Origin of the sequence: Rhizobium sp. SL42 (assembly GCF_021729845.1) — a bacterium.
Taxonomy (GTDB): Bacteria; Pseudomonadota; Alphaproteobacteria; order Rhizobiales; family Rhizobiaceae; genus Allorhizobium.
This window is the reverse complement of the sequence record NZ_CP063398.1, coordinates 646,238-658,030: the sequence shown is the minus strand read 5'-3', so window position 1 is coordinate 658,030 and position 11,793 is coordinate 646,238. Positions and strand designations below refer to the sequence as shown.

The following is an 11,793-nucleotide window of genomic DNA, read 5'->3' as shown; positions in this document are numbered from 1 at the left end:
CGTTCTCACGATTTGAGAAGAAAATTCACAGACCGACCGACGCAAGTGCCCTTGTCGGGCGACAGCGCACAATTCAGCGACTATGCTCGACCCACTTTTGAACCGGAACGGGGACGGGCATGGACAACAGGGCCGGCGAGATGATGGTTTTTGTGCAGGTCGTCGAGGCTGGCAGTTTTTCCGAAGCTGCGCGGATGATGATGATGACCCCATCAACGGTTTCCAAGCTTGTGGCGCGGCTTGAGAACCGGCTAGGCATCCGGCTCATCGAGCGCTCGACACGCCGCCTGGCTTTGACCAAGGAGGGCGAGTTCTACTACGAGCGAAGTCAACAGCTGCTGGCTTCGCTTGACGAGACCGAGCAGCAGATCGCCCAGGGCGGAGCGGAACCCGAGGGACTGATCCGGGTAAGCTCGTCGGTTACTTTCGGCGTGGCTGCGCTGGAGCCGATTCTGCCCGCATTTTGGGAAGCCTATCCGGGTATCGTCATCGACCTCTCACTGTCCGACGAAACGGTCGATCTTTACCTTGACCGCACTGATGTCGCGATCCGGGTGGGCAAGCTCCCGGACTCCAATCTGATGGCGCGCAAGATCGGCACCACCCAACGCCGGATCGTTGCCTCGCCAGCCTATCTTGAAAAGTGGGGCAAGCCGGAGACGCCCGAGGATCTGCTGAAGCATAATTGCCTCGGCTTCAATTTTCGCCGGGCCAATCCCGTCTGGCCGATGCGCGAAGGTGGCCGCATTGTCGAACGGATGCTGAGCGGGTCGATGCTCGTCAACAACGGCGAAACGATCCGCCGCATGGCGATTGCCGGTGTCGGTATCGGGCGCATTGCCGACTATCACGTTCGCGGCCCGATCGCCCGTGGTGAACTGGTCGAGTTGCTCGCGGACAGTACCGTTTCGGATTTCGACGATATCCACGCGCTTTATCGAGGAGCCCAGCTAATGCCGGCGCGCGTGCGGGCTTTCCTCGATTTCACCGTGCCACGCTTGCAAAAATTCCTCTCGGATGATCCGACAAAGGATGCCTCGCGCACGCAGACGTGAGCGAGGCGGATTTTAGTTCACTGCCATCAGTTCGAGATGGGAAGCGGTGCTTCCGGGTTGACCAGATTTGCGGCTCGCAGCTCCCGCCAGAAATCGGCAGGGATGGTTTCCCCGAAAGCTCCACTATCCTCGGTGATGCGGCTCGGCTGGCTGGCGCCGGGGATGACGGCGGCGACAGCGGGATGGCCGAGCGCGAATTGCAGGCCGGCCGCCTTCATGCTGATGCCATAGCGATCAGCGATCGCCTTGATCCGTGCAACCTTGTCGAGGATGGCCGGTGTTGCCGGGGCATATTCAAAATTCGAACCACCGACGAGGGCGCCGGAGCTATAGGGGCCGCCAACGACGACGCCGAGGCCGCGTTCTGCTACCTGCGGCATGACGCGCTGAAGGGCGCTGTCATGGTCAAGCAGCGTATAACGGCCGGCGAGCAGGAAGCCATCTGGACGTGGTCCTTCCAGCGCGAGCAACAGTTCGATCGGCTCGACACGGTTGACGCCGAGACCCCAGGCCTTGATCACGCCCTCGTCGCGCATGCGGTCGAGCGCCTTGAATGCGCCCTTTCGAGCGGTTTCGAATATACTCAGCCACTCGTCGCCATAGAAATCCTGGGCGACGTCATGGACAAAAGCGACGTCGATCTGATCGGTCTTCAGCCGTTTCAGGCTATCTTCAATCGAGCGGTAGGTCGCATCTTCCGAGTAGTCGTTGACGATCTTGTTAGGACGACCGTACTTGAAGACATCTCCCTTTTCACCGAGATCACGGCTGGTTACATCCTCGATCTCGTCGAGGATGACGCGGCCGACTTTGGTGCTAATGATGTAGTCCCCTCGCGGCTTGCCAGCCAGCGCCTCGCCCATGCGGATTTCGGCGAGACCGGCGCCATAAAAGGGCGCGTTGTCGAAATAGCGGATACCATCGTTCCATGCAGCCTCGACCGTGGCGCGGGCTTCTGCTTCAGGGATGTCGCGAAACATGTTGCCGAGGGGTGCTGCGCCGAAACCCAGTTTGGTGGGCAGAATATCCTTGAGAGTCATTGTCTTGTCCTTACGATTTGAGTGCTTTGAACCAGGGCCTTGCCTGTTGGGATAAGAGATATGGGAGATGGTCGGAGGGCGGTAGCCGGACGGCATTCCCAGGATTTTGGAAGGAAATTCATAGCTTGGGACCCTCCCTTGTCCCCACCCGCACCTGACTCACTGCGCCGCCGTCTCCATCACCGCACCTAGGTCTTAAGCCTTCGAAGTTATCTCCCCATCGCTGGCCACGATCTGGGTAACCTCAGTTTTCCTGAAGCCGGCGAAGAAGAACTGGCATCGGCGGGACGGTTGTTGTCGTTTGTGTTTCGGCAAGGTAATTCACCCCGCAATACGCGCAGAACGTTGACGGTCGAGGATCCGAACATTCTTCACGACGGTGCTCAGCGCCTCGAGGAAGATTGGAGAGTTCTCGTGCGCTTCCTAGGCGGCCTTGTCTCTCCAGCCTCGACAAGGTGGAAGGTGTTCGGATCCGTCAGATCCTGCGCGAAGGCGTAGAAGATGCATCCGTCGATTTCGGCTGCCGCTTCTTCTGATACGTTATCTGGGATTTCGGTAACATATTCAGCCGAGACGGTTGCCTTCTCGATCCACGTGCCGCGGCCTGGAAAGAAGGCAACGCGAGTGCCTTGCTGTTGGTTTCCACGCGGAACTGAGCCGGTTTTTCCACCGAGAAGTGAGCCACCTCTGATTATGGTTTTCTGATCAGGCTTTGGTCAATGGGTTGGTCTTTTCTCCTCTCTTTTGCGCTGCTGCGGCCGAGCTGGCTTTGAAGCGGAAGCTGTCGTTCCCGGTTTCCAGGATGTGGCAACGGTGGGTGAGGCGGTCCAGCAGAGCTGTCGTCATCTTGGCGTCGCCGAAGACCGTTGCCCATTCGCTGAAGCTGAGGTTGGTGGTGATGATGACGCTGGTGCGCTCATAAAGCTTGCTCAGCAAATGGAACAGCAGTGCACCGCCTGAGGCACTGAACGGAAGGTATCCGAGCTCATCGAGGATAAGCAGATCGAGGCGAACCAGTGTCTCGGCGATCTGGCCTGCCTTGCCTTTGGCCTTCTCCTGCTCGAGCGCGTTGACCAATTCGATGGTCGAGAAGAAGCGGACCTTTCGGCGATGATGCTCGATGGCCTGGATTCCAAGAGCGGTCGCGACATGCGTTTTGCCAGTGCCAGGGCCACCGATAAGGACAACGTTCTGCGCCCCATCCATGAACTCGCATCGGTGCAATTGGCGCACGGTGGCCTCGTTGATCTCGCTGGCGGCGAAGTCGAAGCCGGAGATGTCTTTGTAGGCCGGGAAGCGGGCAGCCTTCATATGATAGGCGATGGAGCGGACCTCGCGCTCGGCCATCTCGGCCTTCAGCAACTGGGACAGGATTGGCACGGCCGCATCAAAGGCGGGAGCGCCTTGCTCGATCAGGTCGGTGACGGCTTGGGCCATGCCATACATCTTCAGGCTCCGCAGCATGATGACGACGGCAGCACTTGCGGGGTCATGACGCATGGCGGCCTCCTGCGATCCGGGCGCGTAGGTCATCATAGCGTTCGACATTTGCTTTGGGTTCACGCAGCAAGATCAGAGCCTGTGGCGTATCGATGTCGGGACCATCGATTGTCTTGCCGTCGATCAGCCGATGCAGCAGGTTCAGCACATGCGTCTTGGTCGCCACCCCCGCATCCAAGGCCAGTTCCACAGCCCTGAGGACGACCTGTTCGTCGTGATGAAGGACAAGCGCAAGGATATCGGCCATCTCACGATCACCGCCGGGGCGGCGAAGCATCTGATCTTGCAACTGTCTGAAGGCCAGCGGTAATTCCAGGAAGGGTGCACCATTGCGCAGGGCACCGGGTTTGCGCTGGATGACGGCAAGGTAATGTCGCCAGTCGTAAATCGTTCGCGGCGGCTTGTCGTGGCTGCGCTCAATGATCCGCTCATGCTCGCATAGGACATTGCCCTCAGCCGCAACCACCAGTCTTTCGGGATATATCCGCAGGCTGACGGGCCGGTTCGCAAACGATGCAGGCACGCTGTAGCGATTCCGCTCAAAGGTAATCAGGCATGTCGGCGAGACGCGCTTGCTCTGCTCGACGAAGCCGTCAAATGCAGCGGGGAGCGGCATCAATGCTGGTTGTTCTGCGGACCAGACGTCCGCGATCGTGCCGGGCAAGGTGCCGTGCGCTGTGTCGCGCCACAGGTCCTGGCAATGCTGTTCCAGCCAGGTATTCAATGCCGCCAGATCCGGAAAGTCTGGCATCTGTTGCCACAGCCGCGGTCGGGCATCTTGGACGTTCTTCTCGACCTGCCCCTTCTCCCAGCCGGCGGCGGGATTGCAGAACTCAGGCGCAAAGACGTAGTGGTTCGTCATCGCGAGGAAACGGATGTTGACCTGCCGTTCCTTGCCGCGGCCGACACGATCGACCGCCGTTTTCATGTTGTCGTAGATGCCGCGACCAGGTACGCCGCCAAACGCCCGGAAGCCGTGCCAGTGGGCATCGAAGAGCATCTCATGCGTCTGGAGCAGATAGGCCCTGACCAGAAAGGCGCGGCTGTGCGACAGCTTGATGTGAGCGACCTGTAGCTTCGTGCGCTCGCCGCCGATCACGGCATAGTCTTCACTCCAATCGAACTGGAATGCTTCGCCTGGGCGGAAAGACAGAGGAACGAATATGCCGCGGCCAGTCGTCTGCTGCTCAACCCGCCACTCACGGGCAAAGGCGGCGACCCGACCATAGGAGCCGGTAAAGCCGAGAACCACCAGATCGGCATGAAGCTGCTTCAGCGTTCGGCGCTGCTTGCGCGACCTCCCGGCCTCGGTCTTCAGCCAGCCAGCAAGTTTGTCGGCATAGGGATCAAACTTGCTCAGTCGTTCCGGTCCCGTGAACGTCGGCTCGATCGTACCAGCGTTCAAATACTTCGCGATCGTGTTACGCGACAAACCGGTATGCCGACTGATCTCGCGGATCGACTGCTTCTCGCGCAGCTTCATCCGACGGATGATGTTTAAAAGTCCCATGTGGATCACTCCGTTGCCCCCGTCGCTCACCGCGTTGGGGGAAGGTTCACATGGCTCAATTCTCAATGGAAATTATGCGCCTAACCGGCTCAGTTCTGCGTGGAAACCAACACACTATGGCCTGATCGCACCGCGCTACGCCTTCTTCCTGTTGATCATTTGTCATTTCTCCTTGGCGTTGTTCGTGCTCGTCCTGGTCCAGGAGCGGGCCGAAGCGCGGTTGAGACACCTGGCAAACACGGATTCTCTCACAGGAATACCAAACCGGCAGCGCTTCTTTGCATCGCTCCCAGCGGCGCCGAGGCAAGGCGACGCCTTCGTCATGATCGATATCGATCACTTCAAGAGCGTCAACGACCGTTACGGCCATGAAACTGGAGATGCCGTACTCGTCGGCGTCGCTCAAGCCATTGCCGCCGCTGCCGGAAAAGAAACCTCGCTTGGCCGTCTAGGAGGAGAGGAGTTCGGGCTGTTTTTGAGCAACCAGACAGAGGAGACGGTGTTCGCCAAGGCCGATAAGGTTCGTCGGGCGGTCAAGGCTCTAGCATTTTCATTTTCGGCTTCGACAATAAGGCCGAGCGTGAGCATTGGCGTCGCGCTTTGGGAAGGTGTTGGAGATCTGAAGGCGTGTCGTGACCGGGCCGATCAAGCGCTATATCTTTCAAAGGCTCGTGGTCGAGATCGTGTAGAGTTACATGTCAAAGCGCCCCAGCATGTACGGAGCGGCTTTGGACAATAAGTGTTTCGGTCTGGTCAAAATGTAGTCATGAAGCACATTGGTGAACTGAGGGGCATCCACCCCATCAGTTCAGCCCGTTGAGTTTTAATCCATCCATCCTCTGTCAGAATGTGCCGGGTCGGTAGGGTGGCAACCACGCCATCTATTGAGTTTTCAACCTCGGCAAGCCAACGGATCTGGAGTGGCTCGTGCATGTCGTCCGAGATCTGGGAACGCCGGGAGGATCAGCATCCGGGCGAAGCGCCGCCGTCTGGTCTGCCGCGAATCCCGTCGGTGTGTCGCGGATGAGGCGGCGGCATGGAGGGCCTCAGCGCGCTTCCTTTGCCTCCATCAAGACGGTTTTGAGCGCATCCAGGGTGAAGGGCTTGGAGAGCTGCAAGGCATCCTCGATGCCGGATGTCGACTTGGCCGCATTGTCGCCGCTGGCGAAGATGATTTTCACGCTCGGCCAGCGCTCGCGAACGATGCGGGCCAGATCCATGCCGCTCATTCCAGGAAGGCCAACATCGGTCAGCAGGATGTCGATATGCCTGTCATCCAGGATCTTCAGCGCGTCTTCGGCCGATTTCGCGTCTTCGACCTCGTGACCGAGCTCCTCCACCATGTCGACATTCGACATCAGGATCAGCGGTTCGTCTTCCACCACGAGAATGCAAGTGGTCCCAGTCAGTGAGCCGGTCGGCTCGGGTGATCGCGGGGAAGGCATAGTCGTTTGCACCTGTTCGTGTCGCTCCAGGCGCTCCACCGCGATGCGATGCTGCTGTGCATTGCCCAGCACATGTCGGACTTTGCGCGCCAGCGCTTCACGCGTGTAAGGCTTCGACAGCAGCTCTACTCCGGCGTCCAGCTTGCCCCCGTGCACGATCGAATTTTCGGTATAGCCGGAGGTGAAGAGGATCGCCATGTGCGGGAAGAGCGCCTTGGCTTTCCGGGCTAGCTCCGTGCTGCGCATCGGTCCCGGCATCACCACGTCGGTGAACAGCAGGTCGACATGCACGCCGCTATTGACGATCGCGAAGGCGGACTGCGCATCCTGTGCCTTCAACACGCGATATCCGAGATCGGCCAGGAGCGCGACCGATGTGTCGCGAACACCGTCGTCGTCCTCGACGACCAGAACCGTCTCGCTGCCACCTTTGACCGGATGGGAATTGAGGTCAGTCAGGCTGTCCTCGACCTGCATGGTGCGCGGCATGTAAAGTCTCATCGTCGTGCCATGCCCTGGCTCGCTGTAGATCTTGAGATGGCCACCCGACTGTTTGAGAAAACCGTAGACCATGGAGAGCCCAAGACCGCTGCCTTTCCCGTCCGATTTGGTGGTGAAGAACGGTTCGAGCACATGCTCGATGATATCGGCAGGGATCCCTGATCCGGTATCGGTCACGGCAACCATGACATATTGGCCGGGCCGAACGTCTTCGTGCATCCTGGCGTAATCGTCATCCAGTACCGAATTTGCCGCTTCGATCGTCAGTCGCCCTCGACCATCCATGGCATCGCGGGCATTGATCGCGAGGTTGAGAATGGCGTTTTCGAGTTGGCTTGGATCGATCAGCGTGTTCCACAATCCTCCCGACACGACAGTTTCCAGTTCGATCTCCTCGCCGAGCGCGCGACGCAGCATGTCGTCCATGTTGTGAATGAGCCTGCGCACATTGACGACCTTTGGCTCCAGCGGTTGCCGTCGCCCGAAAGCCAGGAGCTGCGACGCGAGTTTCGCGCCGCGGGTAACCCCGGACAGGGCGTTCTGCAGGCGTTGTTCGGCCCGTTCATTGCCCTCGACATCCTTGGAAAGCAGCTGCAGATTGCCGCCCACGACCTGGAGAAGATTGTTGAAGTCGTGCGCGACACCGCCCGTCAGATTGCCGAGTGCTTCCATTTTTTGGGCTTGTCTCAGCGCAAGCTGGGCCGTCTCGCGTTCGATGGTCTCCCTCTCCAGCTTGAGGAGAGCCGTCCTCAGCTCGTTCGTGCGCTGCTCGACCCTCTGTTCGAGCGTATGATTGAGGCTGTGCAACTGCTCTTCCGCACGTCTCTGATGCGTGACGTCGAATCCATCGACGAAGATACCTGCGACCTGGTTAGTCTGATCGAATATCGGTTGATAGATGAGATTGAGGAACCGTTCGTCGGGCTCGCTTGCGCCTTCCCGTTGGAGATGGACCTTCACGTTACGCCCGATGTAGGGCTTCCCAGACTGGTACACGCCGTCCAGCAATTCGAAAAAACCCTGTCCTTCGACTTCCGGAAGGGCGTTTCTCACAGTCATCCCCACCAGCTCGTGCTTTCCCACGAGCTGCAGATAGGCATCGTTGACCAGCTCGAACACATGGTCCGGACCGCTGAGGATGCACATGAAACTTGGGGCCTGCTGGAACAAGGCCCGCATGCGGTCCCGCTCTGCGGTGCGAAGTTCGACCTCGGAAGAAAGTTGCCGGTTGATCTGCTCCAGGGCGACAGCGGCCTGATCCCGCAGCTCCGCCGCTTCGGCGAGCGCCACCGCCCTTCGGCGCTCTGTTTCGAAGGCTTCCGCGCTGGCCAGGCGAGATGTGATCTGGCCGGCAATCAGCTTGAGGAAGTCGAGATACTCGTCGCTCACAACCCGATGGGGGTTAAGGCCGCTGATCAGGGCGCCGGTTGCCCTCCCGCTCCCTTGCCCCATCAATGGAATGACGGCTGCCTGAACCGGTGCGTTCTGCCATGCCCCGCACGGCATATCAGGCAAACCGGACAGGTCGGCGAGCTCGACTGCCTGCTGGGCCCACGCCTGCTCGAGGTTCCAGATGCTGTCTGTCATTAAGATCGCCGATGGTAGCAATACGTCATCGTCTTCGGCGCCGCAGATCCATTGCCGCCGCGCATTGCCCGCGTCGTCGAAAAGGTAGAGCGCACTGAACGGCAGGTCGTGCAGATTTTCTCCCAGGGCGTGCTGCGATGCATCGAGGACTTGGCGCTTGGTATCAGCAGCTGCAAGGCCGGAGGCAAGCAGGCGCAGTGTGACCATGCGGCGCTCGCTGATGACCCGCTCGGTCTCCTCGGTCACGGCGCAAAACACGCCTTCGACATTGCCCGTGTCTCCGATCAGCGGGCTGTAGGAGAAGGTATGGTATGTTTCCTCGGGATAACCTCCTCGCTCCAGGATAAGCAGCAAGGCCCGGTCCCATGTCGATTGACCGGTCTCGTAGACCGTTGCGAGGCGGTCCTTGATGTCATCCCAGATCTCGGCCCACAGGACATGTGTCGGGACCGCGAGCGCGTTGGGATGCTTGTTGCCCAAGGTCGGCCGATAGGCATCGTTGTAGAAGAATGCGATCTCCGGTCCCCAGCCGAGCCACATCTCGAATTTCGAGGTCAACAGCAGGCGAACGGCTACCTTCAGCGCTTCAGGCCAGCTTTCGGGCGGGCCGAGCGACGTCTGCGTCCAATTATGTTGGCGCATCATCTGCGCCATCTCGCTGTCACCGATAAAGATGTCCTGATGTAGATTCGGTGATGCCAGATTCACGCCATGTCCCCAAATGCCGGTATTGCGACACTTGGTAACTCCTCTGCAGCCATTTGGTTCCAATTCGCTGTCCATTTTTTCGCGTATTGGACGCCGAAGTATTGTCTCGGAGCCGGCTGCACAAAAATCGGGAAGAATGCGCCGGATCTGAGCGGTCAGTTCTCCGGCAAACTGCCGTACAAGCGCCTGTCTGGTCGGTGTTCTAAACAGCCCCTGACATCCGACCTGTCGTAGAGAATGCCGCTTGTGGCGCCTTCGATGCCAGACTCCGCTACAGAGTGCTTACGGCCTGAACTGGTTCGCTCGCATGTTCTGTGGTGCACGACCGGATATCTGACCCGTCGTGAAGCTTCACATCATCCCGCAATACCCAATAGCGGGTCGGCGGCTAATGCAATCGCATCGTGCGCGGGAGGCATTGGAGTTCGCGTATTGCGATCTTGCGCGCCCGCGCCTCGAAAACAGCGTCAAGCGAGCTGTTTGGAGTGAGGGCATAGACGAGCGTGCAATCCACGGGCTCAGCGGCAAATATGCAGGGGCGAAACCGCGGGGGTGATGCAGGTGAAAGACCTGTGCCGAAAAACCTCTTGCCGACCGAGCAAACCAATCCCGCTCTACATCGATAGCATCCTGGACCAGCTCCGGATCTCTGTCGATCAACCCGTTGAGGCTCAGCTTACATGGGATGTTTGCTGTCAATGCACCACAAGAAATCTCCGCAGTTTTCAAAATCCGGGCTTGAGCTATATAGATGACGCGGTTCATCGCTGAACCCATCAACCTCACGTCCGCTCACCGTTAAAAGGGTCGTTTGCGGGCGGGAGCGAAATGCCGCGCCACGCCGCGGGCCCGCTTGCCGTACTCTCTGAGTATGCCCTTGGGGACGACATATCTGTAAAGAGAAACGCGCTCGATCCCGAGTTCTTTGCACATATCGAAAAAGGAAGTGTCGCGCCTCATGTAGCCCATGGTGCAAGCTCCGCCCACGAACCCGCCCCGATAGGCGACGCTGCCGTCGACATCACCGCAAAGCTCAAGGCGATGTTCGAAACCGAGGGAAACCCGCTCGCCGTCGAGCCGGCGGGTTCTTCAGCTAGGTGTAAAATCCGCTCGGGTGAACCCGCAGGAGACGGCACATCGTCCGCACCGAAAACTGCAAGCAATACAGGGCAATGAACGCGTACTTCACTTTGCATCCCTGGCGAAATACGCGGCCGCTTTTTTTAAGATATCGCGCTCCTCGGTGACGCGAGCCAGTTCCTCCTTCAGCCGCCTGATCTCCTCGGCCTCGTCGTTGCCTTTGGCGTTCGACGCGGCAAACTTCTTCTTCCATTCATATAGGGAATGCTGGATCACGCCGAGGCGCTGAGAAACCTCCGCAACCGGATAGCCTCGCTCCGTGATCTGACGCACGGCGTCGCCCTTAAAATCTTCGCTGAAATTCGATTTGCTCATGATGCTCTTCCTGCCTCAAAATTAAGAAAGAAGGCGTCTACAAATCTAGGGGCTATTCACAATTCGCGCGACGCGCTCTCGAAAAGTCCTTCGGCGAGGTCAGCCATCGGGGCTGTTCACGCAATGAAGATCAAGACATATCTTGGCAGACGCGGTTGAAACGGCTAAACCTACCAGACAGGTAATCGGGCCGAAGGTGGAACAATGACAGCAGAGGCTCGGCAAGCCCAGTCGCTCGCATCGATGATTAGCGCTGCATTGCGCGAGGATCTCGTGAGCGGGGTCTTTCGCGTTGGCGACAAGCTGCCGAGCGAAAGCACGCTGTCACGCCAGTATTCGGTAAGCCGGACGGTCGTGCGAGAAGCCATCGCCATCCTCCGCGCCGACGGCTTGGTCGAAGCGAAGAAGGGAGCTGGCGTTTTCGCGCTCGCACCGAAGCAGAACGCCGCACGCCCCTTCGATGACGTTGCGACGCAGCGGATCTCGTCGGTGATCGAGCTACTGGAGCTGCGCACGGTATTCGAGGTGGAGTCCGCTGCACTGGCTGCACTGCGGCGGTCTGCGGCACAGATTGAGGACATTCTCGAAGCCCATCGGGAGGTGGGGAAGTGTCTTGAAGAAGGGCTCCCGACGCGGGACGCCGACTTCGGCCTGCACCTCGCCATTGCTGAAGCGACCCAGAACCGTCGCTTTCCGGAATTTCTGCAGTTGATCCGCTCGGGGATCATTCCCCGCGGCGATCTGCAAGGAGAGGCGCCGGGTTCACGCCCCAAAGACTACAATCTTCATCTTCAGGAAGAGCACGGAAATATTGTCGATGCAATCATCGAAGGTGATGCCGAAGCCGCTCGCCTTCATATGCGTGCCCACCTGAAAGGAAGCCTCGAGCGCTACAAGGCGCTTTTGCGCAACCAGCCGCTCGCGAACGCGGAGCGTGCCCGTTGAAATCCAAGCTTGTCAGGTAGATTGAATTTCCTGTATGACACGTTGTC

8 protein-coding genes and 2 pseudogenes are annotated in these 11,793 nt (G+C 59.0%); 4 read left to right on the top strand and 6 right to left on the bottom strand.

All coding sequences use genetic code 11. The features are described 5' to 3' along the window. The first annotated feature begins 119 nt into the window (after positions 1-119). Positions 120-1,055 carry a LysR family transcriptional regulator gene (locus tag IM739_RS21940; RefSeq protein WP_237371349.1) on the top strand — a complete coding sequence of 312 codons (936 nt, stop codon included), beginning with the start codon at positions 120-122 and terminating at the stop codon, positions 1,053-1,055. 26 nt (positions 1,056-1,081) lie between these two features. On the opposite strand, the gene IM739_RS21935 is transcribed toward IM739_RS21940, so the two are convergent. The 3 genes from IM739_RS21935 to istA form a co-directional block, all read right to left on the bottom strand. Beyond that, on the bottom strand, positions 1,082-2,095 hold the full coding sequence (locus IM739_RS21935; protein ID WP_237371348.1) for an aldo/keto reductase: 1,014 nt from the start codon (positions 2,093-2,095) through the stop codon (positions 1,082-1,084). A gap of 705 nt (positions 2,096-2,800) precedes the next feature. Next, positions 2,801-3,595 (bottom strand): IS21-like element helper ATPase IstB, encoded by a 795-nt coding sequence (gene istB / locus IM739_RS21930; protein WP_237368523.1) that lies wholly within the window; start codon positions 3,593-3,595, stop codon positions 2,801-2,803. Continuing rightward, complete coding sequence (gene istA, locus IM739_RS21925) at positions 3,585-5,105, bottom strand: IS21 family transposase (RefSeq protein ID WP_237371347.1); 1,521 nt, start codon at positions 5,103-5,105, stop codon at positions 3,585-3,587. Before istA ends, istB begins: the two co-directional genes overlap by 11 nt. On the opposite strand from istA, the gene IM739_RS21920 reads away from it, so the two are divergent. Next, positions 5,104-5,844, top strand: a complete 741-nt coding sequence (locus IM739_RS21920) for a GGDEF domain-containing protein (RefSeq protein ID WP_237371346.1) — start codon at positions 5,104-5,106, stop codon at positions 5,842-5,844. The two genes, istA and IM739_RS21920, sit on opposite strands and share 2 nt — an antisense overlap. 307 nt (positions 5,845-6,151) lie before the next feature. Here the strand turns inward: IM739_RS21920 and IM739_RS21915 are convergent, their stop codons facing one another. After that, positions 6,152-9,292, bottom strand: a complete 3,141-nt coding sequence (locus tag IM739_RS21915) for a hybrid sensor histidine kinase/response regulator (RefSeq protein ID WP_237371718.1) — start codon at positions 9,290-9,292, stop codon at positions 6,152-6,154. Positions 9,293-9,740: 448 nt separating this feature from the next. Continuing rightward, positions 9,741-9,872: pseudogene (locus IM739_RS21910) on the bottom strand (mobile mystery protein A); the annotation flags it as partial. A 302-nt stretch (positions 9,873-10,174) separates the two neighbouring features. Here IM739_RS21910 and IM739_RS24155 point away from each other — a divergent pair. Continuing rightward, positions 10,175-10,522: a hypothetical protein gene (locus IM739_RS24155; RefSeq protein WP_442981174.1), complete on the top strand. Its 348-nt coding sequence runs from the start codon at positions 10,175-10,177 to the stop codon at positions 10,520-10,522. Here the strand turns inward: IM739_RS24155 and IM739_RS21900 are convergent. After that, positions 10,446-10,801: pseudogene (locus IM739_RS21900) on the bottom strand (transposase); the annotation flags it as partial. The gene IM739_RS24155 and the pseudogene IM739_RS21900 sit on opposite strands and share 77 nt — an antisense overlap. Positions 10,802-11,005: 204 nt before the next feature. On the opposite strand from IM739_RS21900, the gene IM739_RS21895 reads away from it, so the two are divergent. Continuing rightward, complete coding sequence (locus IM739_RS21895; protein ID WP_237371345.1) at positions 11,006-11,746, top strand: FadR/GntR family transcriptional regulator; 741 nt, start codon at positions 11,006-11,008, stop codon at positions 11,744-11,746. Positions 11,747-11,793 lie beyond the last annotated feature (47 nt).